Here is a 16,191-nt window from a genome sequence, read left to right on the forward strand (position 1 = left end):
CCTCTGGACTGTCCGTAGGATAATCTTTAGTGAAGTTAGCGAAACTATCCGCTGGACTGTCTGCAGGATAGTAATCGCTTAGCCAACTGTATGTCTTAAAGACTATCCTCAGGACTGTTTGGTTATCACAATGCTTACTTACAGCATCGGTTTATTGGCAACAGCCGTCTTTTCAATTACCGGGGTGCTGGCGGCGGCACGGCGAGAAATGGATATTTTTAGCATTGTTGTGATTGGTGTGGTCACCGCTTTAGGGGGTGGCACCATTCGCGACATGCTGATGGATGCGCCAGTCTTTTGGCTGAGAAATACGCTCTACCTCTGGATTGCGATCGCAGCGGCGCTGCTGACGTTTTTTGGGGCGCGGCTGTTCCACACTACCTATCGGCTTTTGCTCTATTTCGATGCCTTAGGGGTAACCTTGTTTAGCTTACAAGCTTTGCACAAAGCCTTAGCGCTCAAGTTTACGGCTCCTGTCGCGATCGCTATGGCCGTGTTAACAGGCATAGGCGGCGGCTTAATACGCGATGTTTTAACTGGCAAACCGACCTTGCTGCTGTCGCGAGAACTCTACGCTACGCCGATTCTGCTGGGGTGTTCGCTTTATGCTCTGTTGCTCGGCTGTTTTCCTGACTTTCACCGCAGCGACTGGATTGCCTTTGCGCTCATTTTTGGCGTTCGCGCCGCCGCCATTCATTGGAAGCTGGCAATGCCGCATTGGTTAACATTTCGATGTTAGTGGGGAAAGCCAGATATAGCGTCAGTGCTGGAACATTTAAGATTTATAACGCTAGATATGATCTAAGATCGTCACTCATAGAATGGCAATCTCAGGTCATTGCCGCCACTTCAGCGCCACTCCTACTTTTGGTTATTTCTTTAAAGGCTATCTCATGGTTCAAGAACTCTCCCGCCCCCGTCCTGAAGGCTCCCTGCCTGAGGCATCCCCAACCGCTTATCCGGTGTTTTATCGCACCTACAGCCGCAAGCACGAAACTGCCGAGGGCAGTCGGGAGACGTGGGAGCAGGTGTGCGATCGCACCCTCGGAGGTCTAATTGAGCTAGGGCAGCTAACCACCGCCGAGGCCGAACTCATTGGCCGGATGCAACGTCAACTCAAAGCTCTGCCTTCAGGTCGCTGGCTATGGGTCGGCGGCACAGAGTGGAGCAAGCAACCCGAAAACTTTTCAGGCGCTTACAACTGCACCAGCACCAACGTTACCGACTGGCATGCTTTTGGCCTGATGATGGATCTAGCGATGATGGGTTGTGGCACAGGTGCCGTACTAGAGCCAAAGTACATTAACCAACTCCCTGCTGTTCGCAATCGTCTAAACGTCACCATGAAAGGTGAGATCGGGGCTACACCTGCTAAAGAGCGATCGCAAGTGACAGTTGTTACCGTTGACGGTAGCCAAGTTGAAATTCGAGTCGGCGATAGCCGCCGAGGTTGGGTGAAGTCTTATCAAACAATTTTGGAGCTATCGACGGATGATCGCTTTGCGGGTGAAGTTGAAATCAGCGTCGATCTTAGCGATGTGCGTCCGGCTGGAGAAAAGCTGAAAGGGTTTGGTGGGGTGGCAAACCCGGTGAAGCTGCCCGGTTTGTACAATCGCTGCGCCAATATTTTGAACAAAGCCCTGGGGCGGCAGCTTAACTCAGTCGAGTGCTGTTTGCTGATTGACGAAGCCGCTGCTTGCGTAGTAGCAGGCAACATCCGCAGGTCTGCGGGGATGCGTCAGTTTGATAGTGAAGATACGCTAGCAGCCAGTGCCAAAGACAATCTCTGGCAGCAAGACGACAACGGTAACTGGCGCATTGATCCAGAACGCGATGCGCTGCGGATGGCAAATCATACCCGCGTTTACCACCACAAACCCTCCCTTACAGAAGTCACCGCTGCAGTACGAAAACAGTTTTACTCCGGCGAAGGGGCGATTCAGTGGGCCGGAGAAGCTGAGCGTCGGGCACAGGGCAAAAATCGCTATGGGTTAAATCCGTGTGGAGAAATTATTGGCCAAAATTTCCACTGCAACTTAGCAGAGATCCATCTGAACCAAATTGCTCCAGAAAATTTATCTGAGCAGGAAGCGGCTTTTAAGGCTGGAGCTTTGGCTGTAGCGGCGCTGCTGAATCACCAGTTTGAAGAACCCCGCTATCAGCAATCGCGGCTAGAAGACCCGATTGTAGGGGTTTCGTTTACCGGACTGTTTGACTTTTTTGTGCAAGCTTTCGGCGTAGACTGGCTGCGCTGGTGGGAAGCTGGACGACCCGATACAGTGCCAGGATTGTCGTTTAAGCAAAAAGAAGCCGAATACCTCAGCCGTTGGAAAGAAATTGTCCATCAGACGGTGTGGGACTACTGCGATCGCCACCAGATCAAGCGTCCCAACCGCTGCACGACGGTTCAGCCTGCGGGCACCAAGTCGCTGTTGACAGGGGCCTCTCCCGGCTGGCACCCGCCCAAAGCACAACGCTTTATCCGCCGCATTACCTTCCGCAAGCACGATCCAGTGGCGATGGCTTGTATTGACTATGGTTACTCGGTTGTGCCGTCTCAGTCTGATAAAGACGAAAACGGCAACCTGCTGCACGATCCGTTTGATCCGCGCTGTACTGAATGGCTGGTAGAGTTGCCTGTAGAAGTGTCGTGGGCCAACTTGCCAGGAGCCGACGAAATTGCCATTGAGCAGTTTTCGGCGCTGGCTCAGTTTGATTTTTATATGCAAGTGCAAAAGCACTACACGGCACACAATACTTCAGCCACTGTAGAACTGCGAGAAGCTGAAATTGAAGCCCTAGCCCAGCGGATTTACGACGCTATTCAAAATGACGAGGGCTATATTTCAGCAGCGCTATTGGCTCGGTTTGACGACCTCCAAACTTTCCCCCGTCTACCGTTTGAGCCAATTAGCAAAGAAGCGTATGTCGCTAGGGTGCAGCAGGTGCGCGATCGCCGGGGTACTGATAACTTTCATCAGGCGCTTTCGCGTTATGACTTGGGTGATCTGATCGAGGCGGGGCCTGCTGGGTGCGATTCTGACAAGTGTATGCTGCCAGAAGCAAAGCCAGAATAGCTTTCGGCTTTAGCCTTGAATCAACTGCTCCCAGGTTTTATAGCGATCGCTACTAGCTTTGAGCGGCTCAAATGGCTGCAAGCCACTGGCAGAAGGAAAACCTTTTTGCCTTTGGCTGCCTATGGTGCTAGCGGTGCGATCGCCATAGCGCCATTAATCGCCATAGCGCCATTAATAGAGAATTGCGATCGGTGCAATTGCGCCTACAACTCAAATCAGGAGGATCAGCTACCCTGAATCAGGGTGATCGTTTTCTATCCAGCATGGTGTCTGATTCGACTTTTTCTGAGGTGAATCCGTTTCGACGGTTCAAAGTCCGCTACGTCTTGCTACGGCTCGTCATTGGCATGGCGATCGCGCTGATGGTTGTTGCCGCTGTGTTAGCCATCTGGTTGCCTTTTTCCTTTTTAGAGGCACTCGACTTACAGACGATCGAAGATTATTCCTTTTGGCTCAGCCAGCTTTACTTAGTTGGCATTACCAGTGCTGGCTTGCTCTTTGTTCTACCGGGCTGCCGTAAGCATCAAATTCGCATCAGACAACTGATTGGGCCGATCGCCCCTGATTTACCCTGGCGGCTAACGCTGGGGCTAGCGATCGCTTCACAATTTTGTCTGATGGGGTTTTATCGCTTGGGCAACGCTTTGCTCACTTACTGGGCACCTGAGTTTGTGACAGCGGCTGTTAATGCCAACGCCAATGCGTTTGTGAGCGCTTTGGCGGCAAGTGATTCCCCCCTTTTATTTATCAGCTTTGTTTTATTGCTCAGTCTATATGGCAATACTTTTGCCAAATTTTTGATTTTTGGTTTGGTGCTACACCGCTGGAGCTATAAATGGGGGCTAATGTGGGCGATCGCCGTCAATGTTGGTATAGCGGCTCTGGCTAATTTCACCTCACCGGGGCTAGCCATGAGTGCGATCGCTTTTGGCCTGGTTGAGATTTTGCTGTATCTCAAGTTTCAAAGCTTAGCCTTGCCTATTGCCCATGCTTTTGTTGCTGCGGCGCTTGGCTACGGTCTAGCCTTCTTAAACAATGGCCTGACCGTGTCTAGCATAGACCCCGTGAGTTATACGCTTGCAGACCTGCGATCGCAGGCTGGCCTTGGCTGCTTATACTTAGCCTTGGGGCTTCCTTGGCTGGTCGCTTTTATCTATCGCAACTGGCCTAGCCCAGCGACCAAACTGCCCTACTTTGCCAATGCCGAATGATTTATTTGCCCGTCACGTTTTTACTGTTTGCCTTATTGATTCTGCTGCTCCCTCTGATTTGGTTTGCGGTCACCGTTGATGTCATTGAGGTCGCCGTCGCGAAACTGGGTTTTTCACCTGATGTAGCCTTGGTGTTGTTGCTAGCAGTGCTGATTGGGGGAGCCATCAACATCCCGCTCTATCGGGTTAAAACAGAGACAACGCTGCCTCACGACTTTCAAAGTCTCTGGCTACAGCAGTTTATGGGTATTCCACTGCACCGAATTCAGCAGGAAACTATTGTTGCGATTAATCTTGGCGGTGGCGTCATTCCAGTAGGGTTAGCGATTTATCAACTGTGGCGCGTCAACTGGCTGTCAGCCGCCATGGTGACTGGGCTTGTCACCGTTGTCAGCTACTACGGCGCTAAAGTCGTACCCGGCATTGGCATTCAGATGAACCCGCTCATTGCCCCCCTTAGTGCGGCAACCGGAGCAATTTTGCTAGGTAATCCGGCAACCGCCCCTGCGATCGCCTTTGCTGGCGGCGTTTTAGGGACGTTGATTGGCGCAGATTTGCTTCACCTACCCGAAATCGAACGCATGTCTACGGGTATCCTCAGCATCGGTGGTGCTGGCGTTTTTGATGGCATTGCTTTATGTGGGCTGTTTGCCTTGCTGCTCACTTAAACCGCCCCTTTCAAGCCCAATTTCAGCCCCCATTTTCTGATTAAGCCCTAACGGGCAATTACCAAATCTATGCCCGCCCAATTGCCCCCATTTAATCGATTGTCAAATACTCACAATCATTAACGTATTCCCAACCATACTGGGTAATCGCCTCGCAAAGATAGGCGGCTTCAAAGTTGCTGCTAATGACCAGCGCCCCGGTCATGTCAGCCTGGGGTAATCTTGCCCCCCGAAAGTCAGTTTCTTCAATTCGGGCGTTGCGCAAGTTGGCCCGTGAGAGGTCGGCATCGGTCAATATCGCCCGCGTCAGGTCAGCCCCTTTGAGGTTGGCAGTGCTGAGATTGGCATACTGCAAGCTGGCGTTGCCAAAGTAAGCATTTTCTAAATTGGCGCCGCTAAAGTCAGCCCCATCTAGACGGCTGCGGTAGAAGTTAGCCCCCGCCAAATTGGCTCCACTCAAATTAACGCCGCTCAGGTTCAGCCGCCGCAGATCGATATTTTGCAGGTCGCACCCCGGACAACCGTTGTTTTCTATCAGTTGCCGTACCTGGCGTAAGGCTTCAACCTCGCTGGCGATCGCTGGCACTGAAACGCCGCCTAAACCTAAAAAAGCTGCTAAAAGAAAAGTGCCAATCATTTGTGGGCGATCGCGCTTCAAAGCTCTACTCCTAAACCAAACGCTGCTTAACTGACGGGGAGACTGATTTAAGTGTGCCCGATCAAAAACTGTCCAGACGCAGCTCTATTTTGCCTTGTTGTCGTGAAGAATTTCTACAAGGAAGATACGTGTGGGGATTAGATTCCTAAGATCTGTTTTGGACTTACCGATTGGAGCAAATTTCAAAGATTTTCATCCTCAAGTCAAGCAAGCATCCAAACGCGCTTGCTATCGGTTTAGGCTGATCAGTAGAAACAACCAATAGCTTCAAAACATTCACCAGAAAGACTGCAACAGCTAGATGCTTGATGACTTCCCTTCGCAATCGGGTGTGCATCTTGGGGCTGGCCTGCAGCATTGTTCAAATTCAAATGTAAGCAAGGATAAACGATGAAAACCTCCGTACGGCTGAAAGCAGCAGCCCTCGCAATTTCGGCAATGGGGCTTTTAGGTGGCATGGGCACCGCCTTTGCCCAAGACTTTGGCAGCACTGAAATCGATCAAGATGATCTGGTTGTAATTGCCGCACCGGGTTCCCGATTCATTCCCTATGAACTGTATGTCTACGAGCAAGTGACTGACGCTCGTCAGTGCTGGAGCGAGTCAGGCACCAACCCCGTTGAAGTCACGCCTTTACTGTTGACGTTTGACTTTACAGGCATTTGCAACCGAGCAGCCGATAGCAATGGCTATTCAATTCGCTTAGCAAACGCCGATCTCGGCCCTAGCTTTCGGTTACAGGTACGCGAACAAGGCGGTCAGCTCGTTCTCCAAGGCGTTTCTAATACCAGCGGCAGATTCACAATTGGGCGAGCCAACGGCGTTAGCAGCACAGGCTTTACCAAACTCATTCTCGATCCCGGTTGGCGGCTAACTAAACGCACCTATGAAGGCCGTACGCTCGGTCATTACTATTTCACCAACGAAATGACCTTGGCTCAAGTGCTTGCTGCCGAAGGCGAAGTCGTTACAACGCCGACACCGACACCGACACCGACACCGACGCCCACACCGACACCGCCGACGTTCCCGGATATTCAAGGTGATCTCTATGCCAGCCAGATTGAGCGAGCCACCGAAATTGGCTTTATTTCGGGCTTCCAGGATGGTACATTTGGCCCTCGGCAACCCGTAACGCGCGAACAAGCCGTTTCCATGTTGGTCGAAGCTTTGAGAATTCAGCTACCCAATGTTGATCTGGCTATCCCCAGCCAGGTTTCTACCGCACCTTTCCCTGATGTGGCCGCTAACCGCTGGAGTGCTGCCAAGATTCAATTTGCCAAGAACAATGGCATTGTCAGTGGTGATGTTGTGGGTACGTTCCGACCATCTGCCACCGTCTCTCGGGTAGAGCTGATGGCGATGATCCGGCGAGCAGCCGAGTTTCGGCGGCGGCAGTTGGGTCTTAGCCCCGATCTACCGTTGAACCAACAGCCCTTTGGCTTTACCGACATCAATGGTCACTGGGGCCAAAGCCTGATTAGCCTGATGTCAGCCCATTGTGGCATCGCCTCACCGCTCAACGAAACAGGCACCGCCTTTGCACCCAGTGCCCCAGCGCTGAGAAACTATGCATCCGCCGCGATTGTCCGCCTCTTTGACTGCGAAACACCGCAATCACCTTAGAGGACATTTGCAAAGATAGCTGCTGCGTAGCAAAACGGTTTAGATCCCCCAAATCCCCCTTAAAAAAGAGACTTCCGAGCCGATGCTCGCCTTTTCAAGGGGGGCTAGGGGGATCGATGAGTGCCTAAAATCACAACCATTGGCTTTTCAAGCACCCGCTTAGGATAGTCAAACGCTTTCGCCAGACTGATCGATCACAACAACCTGTCTGGCTGAGTAGACAGACAGCAACGGCGGGTGGGTTGAGCCTGTAGCGCGACTCACCCGCCGAATATTCTAGCTGTAGCCACAAGCGTTGAGACCCTTTAATGGCTGCAAGCCGCTGACAGAAAAGCTTTGTTGCTGCCCGCTGCTCTCACCTTTCTGCCTTTAGCTCTAGTAACGCTTAGCACAGACTGACTCAGGGGTTTTATATTGCCAAGTGGCTTCCACTTTCTCGGTCTGAAAGCCCCACTTTTTAGCGATCGCCAGTGAAACTTTGCCGTACTCATTGAGTATGCTTGAGACGGTGAGGGGAAAAGGTCGTGCTGCTATTGTGTTTTTTGCTGGGGTTAGGATTGGGGCTAAGCCTGCTACTTTGGTACCGGGCTTGGTATAGTTTGCAGCTAAAAACATGGTTGCAAAGAATTCAGGCCGATCAGGGAACCAACGGCATTTCTTACGCTGCTCAGCTTTCTAGCGCGATCGCTGACCAACGACGCACCATCACCCAGCTAGAGCAGCAACTACGCGCTTATCAACAGGTTTTACAAGAGGCTCCGATTGGCTACCTGCTGGTAGACGAAGAAAATCAGCTCCTTTGGTACAACGCTCAAGCTGCCCAACTTCTAGAGCTTGAAGTCCTCTGTTTAGACCGCGACCCCCAGCCCCGGCTGTTGTTAGAAGTGGTGCGTTCCTACGAACTCGATCAGCTCATTGAGCAAACTCGCCAGAGCCAGAAGCCTTGCTGTCAAGACTGGACGCTTTACTCGGCTCCGGCAGATCCGTTTGATCTGTCTGAGCGTCCGGCTTATCCCCTTAGAGGCTCCGCTCTGCCACTGCGCAAAGGGCAAATTGGCGTCTTTCTCGAAAATCGTCAAGAAGCGACTCGCCTAATTCAACAACGCGATCGCTGGATGTCAGATGTAGCCCACGAACTCAAAACTCCCCTAACCTCAATCCGCTTAGTCGCAGAAACCTTAAAAATGCGGGTAGAAGCTTCCCTACAGGGCTGGCTCGATCGCTTGCTGAACGAAACTATTCGTTTGAGCAATTTAGTTGAAGATCTACTCAACCTGAGCCGCCTAGAAGGGCCACACTTCACCGGACTCAACACTAAACCCCTCGATCTCGCCCAGCTCATTTTTTCGGCTTGGCAAAGTCTAGAACCTCTAGCCCGTATTAAGCACCTGCAAATTACCTACTTTGGCCCCGACAAACTGCTGATTGAGCTAGACGAATCATTGATCTATCGGGTACTGGTCAACTTACTAGATAACGCGATTAAATATAGTCCACCCCGGCAGCACATCCAGGTTTCTTTAAGTGTTTTTCCCCCCGCTGCCGCAGCCGGAGAGGCGGCTGGCTACGTGCGCTTAGAAATTATTGACGCTGGCCCTGGGTTCGTCGAACAGGATTTGCCCCACGTATTTGAACGATTTTATCGAGCCGACCCTGCCCGATCCCGTCCTCAAAGATCAGAGATGCCAGCCGATGCCACCCTCTTTAAAAAAGCATTTGGCAAAGGGGGAACTGGTTTAGGGTTAGCCATTGTTAGACAAATCATTGAAGCCCACCAGGGACGTGTGGAGGCGAATAATCATCCGGATACGGGGGGTGGATGGTTGAAGATTTGTTTACCTTATAGATTGCTGATTGCTCCGGTTTCTACAGGGCAATAGCGGACTTCCCTACTTGTAATCTTCTGTAATAACCTGCTTCAATAATGCCTGACGGCTTACAACGTTAGCTTAACTTTTACTCAGGCATGGAGGAGCGGTTACAGAAAATTTTGTCTCAGTGGGGAGTTGCGTCTCGCCGACAAGCAGAGCAGCTAATCCGCGAGGGACGCGTCATGCTCAATGGCGCGATCGCTGAACTGGGGCAAAGTGCTAATCCGCAAGTCGATCAAATTGCCGTCGATGGGTTAACTATTAAGCCAACCAATCGGCCTGATAACCACTACTTACTGCTGAATAAACCAGCAGGCGTAGTATCTACCTGCGAAGATCCGTGGGGTCGTCCAACGGTCTTAGACTTGCTCCCAGAAGATTGGCGGCAAGGGCAGGGCATTCACCCGGTCGGACGTTTAGACGCCGATTCTACCGGAGCGCTGCTGCTGACTAACGACGGTCAGTTCACTTACCAGCTAACGCATCCGCGCCACCAGGTAGCTAAAACCTACGAGGTGACGGTTGAGGGCCACCCCTCAGACCATCGCCTGCAGCAGTGGCGACAGGGTATAGTCCTATTAGGGCGAAAAACATTGCCCGCCCAGGTAACGGTGCTCAAACGGCTAGCACAAAATCGCACACTCCTGCGTGTGGTGCTAAGGGAAGGGCGTAATCGTCAGATTCGTCGCATAGCCGAGCAATTAGGCCATTCAGTAGTAGCGCTTAAACGCACTGCTATTGGTTCTATCCAACTCGGTAATCTACCCGCTGGCCAGTACCGTTTTTTAGCCGCACCCGAAGTAACTGTACTGACTCAATTTGAACCTTCGACAACCCTGATCTCGTCAAGTCATACGCCAGCTCGTTCCGCGTTGGACAGCTAGGCTCCTATGCTTCTGATGGTTAGCATATGAAGAAAAAAGCCCAAGACTTAGAACAAATACAGCGGGAGCAGCTAGCCGATATTGGCGGCTTTCTCAAGCAGTCGCGAGAGCAACAAGCGCTTTCGCTTGAGGAGTTAGCCAGCCGCACACTCATTCGCCGCAGTTTACTGGCCGCCATTGAGTCTGCTGATTTAGATCAGCTACCAGAGCCTATCTATGTACGAGGGCTGATCAAGCTGTATGCCAGCAAGCTAGGTCTTGACGGAGAAATGGTCGCCAGTCAATTTTTTCCTTATCCGCACCTGCGCAAAGCCCGTTCGTCTTGGCAAACCTCGGCTGCTGCTCAGTTGCGACCCTTCCATCTCTATGCCGTCTACGTTTTGGTGATGATTGCAGCCGTTAGTGGCCTTTCCTACGTGCTGCAGCGCAATACGCCCGAAGCAGCGACTTTGCCTGCTTTGGATCCTTTAGGCGAACAGACGACTGAGCCATCTTCCCCGACCAGCTCTAGTTCTGCAAATACTCGTTCAGCGGCGTCAGCACCGACTGAAACTGCATCGCCCTCATCTGATGAAGTCATTCAGGTCAAAGTGGTGTTGATTTCTCAATCTTGGATGCGGGTTGTCGTCGATGGCGAAACCCAGTTTGAAGGCATCATGAAAGAGGGTGAAAGTCAGCAGTGGAGTGCAGATGAGCAATTAACCGTTAGAGCAGGCAACGCAGGGGGGGTACTGGTTGCCTACAACGGTAAGCAAGCTGAGAAGCTAGGTGAACCTGGCATGGTTGCTGAGGTGACCTTCTCCAATGCTGAAGAAGTCAGCTTGAATAGTGCAGCCATTGCGCCGTAGAAGCTAAACCGCGTCTGAGTCGGTTTCGCCAGTGCGGATGCGGTAAACTTTTTCGACGGGTGAAACAAAAATTTTGCCGTCCCCAATTTGGCCTGTATTGGCTGCTGTCGCAATGGTCTCTAATACTTTGTCTAACTGATCGTCTTCAACGACAACTGTGAGGCAAAGCTTTTGGAGAAAGTCAACTGTGTACTTGGCTCCTCGGTAAACTTCTGTTTGTCCTTTTTGGCGACCAAAGCCTCTCACTTCAGAGAGCGTCATGCCAGAGACACCGACTTTCAGCAAGGCGGCTTTGACATCTTGCAGTTTAGCTGGCCGAATAATAGCGTCAATTTTTTTCAAAGTCCTAAGCTCCTAAATCAATGAATGGCAGTAGGTGTTGGCAACAGACCCTAAAATGTCAAAACTTGCCACACGTCTGTATATGTTGCTACAAAAAACGACCCCCTGCAACTGAAGTTCAAGGCAGGTTGAGGGCTTATCATAAGATGCCTGACGGCAAGTTTCGAGGTTTGTAAATCAATCAGTTACGTTTGGCTAAAGTATGAATATGCCGCTTTCTGCCTCGATAGCTGCGATCGCGACGACACCAGCGGGTGTGCAGCAGCTATTACCGCTGTGTCAAACCCGTCTTGCCGTCCTTTGGGTTTCCTCATCGCTGGTTGAACAACTGCCGTTTTCGTTGGCAGGGGTGACCTATCAAGTGTACCCAACCTCGCTCAGTCAGGCTTTGGCAGCCGCTTGGGCAGAGTATAGGGGGTTTGTTTTTTGTTTGGCCACTGGTGCTGTGGTGCGCTTGATTGCTCCTTTGCTCAAAGACAAAGCTACTGATCCGGCTGTTGTCGTTTTAGATGAGCAAGGCCAGTTTGCTGTTAGTGTGTTGGGCGCTCACCAAGCTGGCGGCGATCGCCTAACCCAAACCGTTGCCACCTGCACAGGGGCTATCCCCATCCTAACGGGAGCGGCGAATCGGCTGCAAATGCCAGGGGTCGATACCTGGGGACTGCCCTTTGGCTGGCAGCGCGGATCAGGCCATTGGACTCAGGTCAGCGCGGCGATCGCGGCAGAAAAGCCGGTACACATCATTCAAGAAGCTGGATCTCCGCTTTGGCAAAAGGGGCTACCCGCTGCCAACTCGTTTCAATTTGGCTGGCCTGAGTATACGGCTGAAATTCAAGAAACTCGCCCCGAACCTGCTGCCCGCGTTTGGATTAGCTCTATACAGCGACGTTTTTCAGCAGAGGCCGAAGTGGCCAAAGTGCAGTGGCATCCCCGCGTGCTATGGGTGGGGGTTGGCTGTGAGCGGGGAACTTCGCAGGTGCTGATTGAGGCGGCGATCGCCCAAGTCTGCCAAGCTCACCATCTGGCAGTGGCAGCAGTGGCAGGCGTAGCATCTATTGATCTCAAAGCGGATGAAGTGGGTTTAGTCCAAATCTGTCGCGATCGGCAGTGGCCGCTTCGCTGTTTTAGTGCGGCTGAGCTAAGTGCAGTAGAAGTGCCCACCCCTTCAGCGGTTGTCGCGGCAGCAGTGGGCACCCCTAGCGTGGCTGAGGCGGCTGCCCTGTTGGCAGCGAATCAGTTTTCTATCAACCCAGAAGCGGGTAGGACGGCTACTTTGAGGGTCACCAAGCAGGTGGTACGGCAAACCGAACAGACCGGAGCCGTCACCATTGCGATCGCGGAAGCCGAGCAAGAATATATTGGGCAACCCGGTCAGCTATGGCTAATCGGAACGGGGCCAGGAAGTTTAGATCAAATGACGCCTGCGGCTAAGGCCGCGATCGTCGGGGCAGATGTGGTGATTGGCTACGGTTTGTATGTAGATTTGATTCAACCTCTGCTGCGCCCCGGACAAGTGGTTGAAACCTCCCCCATTACCCAAGAGCGCCAGCGGGCAGAGCGGGCGATCGCCTTAGCCCAGTGGGGGTTGACGGTTGCCGTCATTTCATCCGGCGACTGCGGCATTTATGGCATGGCAGGGCTGGTGCTAGAGATGCTGCAAACTCAGGATTTAGCCGAACTCGCTCCACAGGTACAGGTTTTTCCGGGAATCACCGCTTTGCAAGCCGCCGCCGCCCGCGTCGGGGCACCGCTGATGCACGATTTTTGTGCCATTAGCCTGAGTGATTTGCTGACGCCTTGGCCTGTCATTGAAAAACGATTACAGGCCGCCGCCCAAGCTGATTTTGTCGTGGCTTTGTATAATCCCAAATCACAAAAACGGACAGAGCAAATCGCGATCGCCCAGCAGATCTTCCTGCAGCACCGTGACCCCAATACACCTGTAGCCCTCGTGCGATCGGCCTACCGCCCTGACGAATCAATCACACTGACAACGCTGGCTGAGTTTTTGACTCACGCCGTTGATATGCTGACGACTGTACTCATCGGCAACCAAAGCAGCCAACGCTATCGTTCCTGGATTGTGACTCCCAGAGGCTATTTAGGCAAGACTTCGTAGCAGCAAAGCTTATGCTCAGTTTGATTCGAGAGGACGATTCACCCGGATTAGTTTGCCCTCTAGCGCCGCAGCATTCAAAATAGCAGCGTGAATACGATTAGCAAGGCGTTGACGGTTTAAATCTTCAGTGCAGACGATGATCCCTGCATGAGTTGAATTTTGCTTATGGAGTCGAATGAAATCAGCTCGATTGACCGTTAAAACCGCTCGGCCACGACGACTCGCAAACTCTAAAACTTCTGTATCTGGAATCCGCTGATTGGCTTGCCCCGCTGCCTGTACAGTGAGAACATCGTGACCTAGCTCACCCAATAAAATGCTCACTTTTTTCGAGAAGCCTTCATCAGCGTATAGTTTTGCCATAGCTAAGCTGCTGCTTGACGCTGAATTGCCGCCTCAATTTCATCAGGACAGGCTTCTGCATAAAGCCAAGCATTTGCCAAATCTTGAGCTGTTAACCCTGGATAGTCTTCTAGCAAATCTACTTCAGTTGCTCCTTGACGGCGCAAACTCACCAGTAACCAAACAGGAATCCGGGTTTGGCGTATGCAGGCATCGCCTCCCATCACGCCAGATGTTTTTTCAATGCCAATCCAAGTACCACTGAGGCTAGCAACCAAGACTTGAATCATCTGAGCTTTTTCTGCGGCAGACAGGGCAAGTAATTGCATTTGTAATTGTTGAAGGGTCATGATTGAGACATTTAGAAGCGATTGCCAGATAGGGCTAAAGGTAGGGGGCTGAGGGCAGAAAGAAGAACGGCTTTTCGGTTAGAGGCTTTTGGTGACTGGCGTGTCTTGACTCTGATGACTACAGCTATATCTTTACAAACAGAATAAAGTACGAGTTATCTAGCTAGCCAAAATTTCAACTTTTAGAAATTCCCAACGTTACCACTAAAGGCAGATGATCCGAATGAATGTTTATTCCGGTATGGGCGTCTAGAACCAGGAGATCAGGCGTGACCAGGCAATGATCCAGGGGGATACGCAGAAACGGCGGTAGAAATGTATGCCAGGTGAGCAAAACACCGTGTCCCCAGCGGGCATTGTGCAGCCCTGTCGCCGCCATCAGCCGCTTAAAGTAGGACGACCACATGGCCGTATTGAGATCCCCGAGTAAAATTAGCGGTTCATCCGTTTGCGTTTTGACATACTCAGCGATCGCCTCTAGTTGCTGGTTGCGCTGCTCAAACAAACGCTGATTTTTCGGCGGCGGCGGATGGGTCGCTACCAGGTGAATCAAGCGATCGCTGACCTGCAAATCTGCCAGAATATTAATTTTGCCAGAAGCACCGAGCGGCTTAATCACCGAATTTTGTAAAGGAAAGCGACTATAAACTGCTATGCCAAAGGGATTATCGGGAGCAGTGGCAATTTCGTATGGCAGCGTACTAGATCGGGGCTTGGCTGCTGTGTGGGGCAGTGTTTGGCTGAGGCGTTGGAGCTGAGTAATCCAGCGATCGTTGACCTCAATAAAGACTGCTACATCTGGCTGCTCTTGCTCGACTAAGGCGATCGCCTGATCATAGCGGGTGTTACGGATGTTGACGTTGGCAACCAGCACTTTAAGCGTTGCTGGGCTAGCCGTTGCCGCTACAGGACGATAAAAGGGCACGAGCTGAGTCAGCAATATTGCAACACAGACCAACGCAATCAAAAAAGGCTCTCGTCTTTGCAGTAGCGCGATCGCAAGCGTGATCAAAACGGCTAGCCCAGCATACTGAGTCTGGGCACTCACAAACGGCTCTAGCCACCAAAGGTTGAGCGGCTGCTGGCTAATTAGCGCTAGGGCAGTGATGCCCAGTAGACTAAGACAGAGTCCCCAGGCCCAAGCCCGACGGTGCTGACTAAGAGAACGGGCGATTGGGTTCAAGCGTTTCCTCTGAGCAAAAACGCCTCTATTGTAGGGGGAGAAAATCAAAAATTGTTAAGCTGCATCCTCAACCAGGATCCTCTATGGAAAAATCGCAGTCCGTTCAGGTCATTGATCGCGCTCAGTGGCGGGCTTGGTTAAGCGCCCACCACGCTCAAGCTGACGGTATCTGGCTGATAACGTTTAAAAAACACTGCACCGACAAGTATGTCTCCTATGACGCCATTGTTGAAGAAGCCCTTTGCTTTGGCTGGGTAGATAGCCTGCCTCGTAAGCTAGACAGCGATCGCACCATGCTGTATATCTCGCCCCGTCGCCAGGGTAGTCCTTGGTCGCGGCTGAACAAGCGGCGAGTAGCCAGCTTGCTAAAACAAGGGTTAATGACTACCGCCGGACAAGCCAAAATTGATCAGGCTCAAGCAGATGGTTCTTGGACAATCTATGACGACATTGAAGATCTGATTGTGCCAGCCGATCTTGCCGCCGCATTAGCCGCTAATCCAACCGCCAAGACCTACTTTGAAGCCTTTAGCGATTCGTCTAAAAAAGGCATTCTCTGGTGGATTAAAAGCGCCAAGCGCCCCGCAACTCGCCAAAAGCGCATCGAAGAAACCGTACGCCTAGCGGCTGAAAATATTAAAGCCAACCAACCGACGTAAATTTTTGGCTCAATCAAAATCAGCCCCCCCAGTCGCTTAAGTCTCAGACCTACAATAAAAGACCTGAGTCTAGAACTGTTCATCTGCCTATGTCCGTTTCTGCCGACGAGTTGCAAAACCACGGAATTCCTGAGCGCTTGACCAAACACACGGTGCGCTACGCCGATCATCGCTCGGTCAATCTAGACGACCTGACGCCGATGATGCGCCACTACGTGCAGGTGAAAGAAGAAAATCCCCACGCCCTGCTGCTGTATCGAGTGGGTGACTTTTTTGAAACCTTTTTTCAAGATGCGATCACTATTGCGCGTGAGTTAGAACTGGTGCTGACCAGCAAAGAGGCGGGCAAGGCG

Annotated in this window: 16 protein-coding genes; 11 read left to right on the forward strand and 5 right to left on the reverse strand. The window is 51.8% G+C overall.

Annotated elements, in window-relative coordinates; all coding sequences use genetic code 11:
• Nucleotides 1-130: 130 nt before the first annotated feature.
• From ACTS3T_RS21445 to ACTS3T_RS21460, 4 genes are all read left to right on the forward strand, one after another.
• Nucleotides 131-739: a trimeric intracellular cation channel family protein gene (locus tag ACTS3T_RS21445; RefSeq protein ID WP_462935689.1), complete on the forward strand. Its 609-nt coding sequence runs from the start codon at nucleotides 131-133 to the stop codon at nucleotides 737-739.
• 154 nt (nucleotides 740-893) lie between these two features.
• Entirely contained in the window at nucleotides 894-3,077 is a 2,184-nt protein-coding gene (gene nrdJ / locus ACTS3T_RS21450; protein WP_462935690.1) for a ribonucleoside-triphosphate reductase, adenosylcobalamin-dependent, read from the forward strand.
• Nucleotides 3,078-3,340: 263 nt separating this feature from the next.
• Complete coding sequence (locus tag ACTS3T_RS21455; protein WP_462935691.1) at nucleotides 3,341-4,288, forward strand: hypothetical protein; 948 nt, start codon at nucleotides 3,341-3,343, stop codon at nucleotides 4,286-4,288.
• Complete coding sequence (locus ACTS3T_RS21460) at nucleotides 4,285-4,956, forward strand: DUF1614 domain-containing protein (RefSeq protein WP_462935692.1); 672 nt, start codon at nucleotides 4,285-4,287, stop codon at nucleotides 4,954-4,956. Before ACTS3T_RS21455 ends, ACTS3T_RS21460 begins: the two co-directional genes overlap by 4 nt.
• Before the next feature lie 91 nt (nucleotides 4,957-5,047).
• Here the strand turns inward: ACTS3T_RS21460 and ACTS3T_RS21465 are convergent, their stop codons facing one another.
• Nucleotides 5,048-5,614: a pentapeptide repeat-containing protein gene (locus ACTS3T_RS21465; protein WP_462935693.1), complete on the reverse strand. Its 567-nt coding sequence runs from the start codon at nucleotides 5,612-5,614 to the stop codon at nucleotides 5,048-5,050.
• 390 nt (nucleotides 5,615-6,004) lie between these two features.
• On the opposite strand from ACTS3T_RS21465, the gene ACTS3T_RS21470 reads away from it, so the two are divergent.
• The 4 genes from ACTS3T_RS21470 to ACTS3T_RS21485 all read left to right on the forward strand — a co-directional run bounded on the left by ACTS3T_RS21470 (nucleotide 6,005) and on the right by ACTS3T_RS21485 (nucleotide 10,843).
• Entirely contained in the window at nucleotides 6,005-7,240 is a 1,236-nt protein-coding gene (locus tag ACTS3T_RS21470; RefSeq protein ID WP_462935694.1) for a DUF3747 domain-containing protein, read from the forward strand.
• 524 nt (nucleotides 7,241-7,764) lie between these two features.
• A complete protein-coding gene (locus tag ACTS3T_RS21475; protein ID WP_462935695.1) occupies nucleotides 7,765-9,120 on the forward strand; it encodes a sensor histidine kinase in 1,356 nt (451 codons plus the stop codon).
• Nucleotides 9,121-9,206: 86 nt separating this feature from the next.
• Nucleotides 9,207-9,995, forward strand: coding sequence for a pseudouridine synthase (locus tag ACTS3T_RS21480; protein WP_462935696.1), 789 nt, complete (start codon nucleotides 9,207-9,209; stop codon nucleotides 9,993-9,995).
• 26 nt (nucleotides 9,996-10,021) lie between these two features.
• Nucleotides 10,022-10,843, forward strand: a complete 822-nt coding sequence (locus tag ACTS3T_RS21485; RefSeq protein WP_462935697.1) for a helix-turn-helix domain-containing protein — start codon at nucleotides 10,022-10,024, stop codon at nucleotides 10,841-10,843.
• 3 nt (nucleotides 10,844-10,846) lie between these two features.
• Here ACTS3T_RS21485 and ACTS3T_RS21490 read toward each other — a convergent pair whose 3' ends face one another.
• Complete coding sequence (locus tag ACTS3T_RS21490; RefSeq protein WP_462935698.1) at nucleotides 10,847-11,185, reverse strand: P-II family nitrogen regulator; 339 nt, start codon at nucleotides 11,183-11,185, stop codon at nucleotides 10,847-10,849.
• A gap of 208 nt (nucleotides 11,186-11,393) precedes the next feature.
• Between ACTS3T_RS21490 and cobJ the strand changes: the two genes are divergently transcribed.
• A complete protein-coding gene (gene cobJ / locus ACTS3T_RS21495) occupies nucleotides 11,394-13,304 on the forward strand; it encodes a precorrin-3B C(17)-methyltransferase (RefSeq protein ID WP_462935699.1) in 1,911 nt (636 codons plus the stop codon).
• A 15-nt stretch (nucleotides 13,305-13,319) separates the two neighbouring features.
• On the opposite strand, the gene ACTS3T_RS21500 is transcribed toward cobJ, so the two are convergent.
• The 3 genes from ACTS3T_RS21500 to ACTS3T_RS21510 all read right to left on the reverse strand — a co-directional run bounded on the left by ACTS3T_RS21500 (nucleotide 13,320) and on the right by ACTS3T_RS21510 (nucleotide 15,179).
• The gene (locus ACTS3T_RS21500; protein WP_462935700.1) at nucleotides 13,320-13,667 is read right to left on the reverse strand and encodes a DUF5615 family PIN-like protein; all 348 of its coding nucleotides are present in this window, start codon (nucleotides 13,665-13,667) and stop codon (nucleotides 13,320-13,322) included.
• Between the two features lie 2 nt (nucleotides 13,668-13,669).
• Nucleotides 13,670-13,996, reverse strand: a complete 327-nt coding sequence (locus ACTS3T_RS21505) for a DUF433 domain-containing protein (protein ID WP_462935701.1) — start codon at nucleotides 13,994-13,996, stop codon at nucleotides 13,670-13,672.
• A gap of 175 nt (nucleotides 13,997-14,171) precedes the next feature.
• Nucleotides 14,172-15,179: an endonuclease/exonuclease/phosphatase family protein gene (locus ACTS3T_RS21510; RefSeq protein WP_462935702.1), complete on the reverse strand. Its 1,008-nt coding sequence runs from the start codon at nucleotides 15,177-15,179 to the stop codon at nucleotides 14,172-14,174.
• Between the two features lie 83 nt (nucleotides 15,180-15,262).
• Between ACTS3T_RS21510 and ACTS3T_RS21515 the strand changes: the two genes are divergently transcribed.
• On the forward strand, nucleotides 15,263-15,838 hold the full coding sequence (locus ACTS3T_RS21515; RefSeq protein WP_462935703.1) for a YdeI/OmpD-associated family protein: 576 nt from the start codon (nucleotides 15,263-15,265) through the stop codon (nucleotides 15,836-15,838).
• A gap of 89 nt (nucleotides 15,839-15,927) precedes the next feature.
• Nucleotides 15,928-16,191, forward strand: a 264-nt coding sequence (locus tag ACTS3T_RS21520) for a MutS N-terminal domain-containing protein (protein ID WP_462935704.1), incomplete at its 3' end; no start/stop codon positions are given.

It is taken from the genome of Almyronema sp. (assembly GCF_052168255.1).
In the GTDB taxonomy this organism is placed as follows: domain Bacteria; phylum Cyanobacteriota; class Cyanobacteriia; order Phormidesmidales; family Phormidesmidaceae; genus Sphaerothrix; species Sphaerothrix epifaneia.

Excerpts from the sequence above, each read along its gene's own strand:
- ACTS3T_RS21445 (WP_462935689.1), top strand. The coding sequence starts at position 131 with ATGCTTACTTACAGCATCGGTTTATTGGCAACAGCCGTCTTTTCAATT.
- nrdJ (WP_462935690.1), top strand. The coding sequence starts at position 894 with ATGGTTCAAGAACTCTCCCGCCCCCGTCCTGAAGGCTCCCTGCCTGAG.
- ACTS3T_RS21455 (WP_462935691.1), top strand. The coding sequence starts at position 3,341 with ATGGTGTCTGATTCGACTTTTTCTGAGGTGAATCCGTTTCGACGGTTC.
- ACTS3T_RS21460 (WP_462935692.1), top strand. The coding sequence starts at position 4,285 with ATGATTTATTTGCCCGTCACGTTTTTACTGTTTGCCTTATTGATTCTG.
- ACTS3T_RS21470 (WP_462935694.1), top strand. The coding sequence starts at position 6,005 with ATGAAAACCTCCGTACGGCTGAAAGCAGCAGCCCTCGCAATTTCGGCA.
- ACTS3T_RS21480 (WP_462935696.1), top strand. The coding sequence starts at position 9,207 with ATGGAGGAGCGGTTACAGAAAATTTTGTCTCAGTGGGGAGTTGCGTCT.
- ACTS3T_RS21485 (WP_462935697.1), top strand. The coding sequence starts at position 10,022 with ATGAAGAAAAAAGCCCAAGACTTAGAACAAATACAGCGGGAGCAGCTA.
- cobJ (WP_462935699.1), top strand. The coding sequence starts at position 11,394 with ATGCCGCTTTCTGCCTCGATAGCTGCGATCGCGACGACACCAGCGGGT.
- ACTS3T_RS21500 (WP_462935700.1), bottom strand. The coding sequence starts at position 13,667 with ATGGCAAAACTATACGCTGATGAAGGCTTCTCGAAAAAAGTGAGCATT.
- ACTS3T_RS21505 (WP_462935701.1), bottom strand. The coding sequence starts at position 13,996 with ATGACCCTTCAACAATTACAAATGCAATTACTTGCCCTGTCTGCCGCA.
- ACTS3T_RS21515 (WP_462935703.1), top strand. The coding sequence starts at position 15,263 with ATGGAAAAATCGCAGTCCGTTCAGGTCATTGATCGCGCTCAGTGGCGG.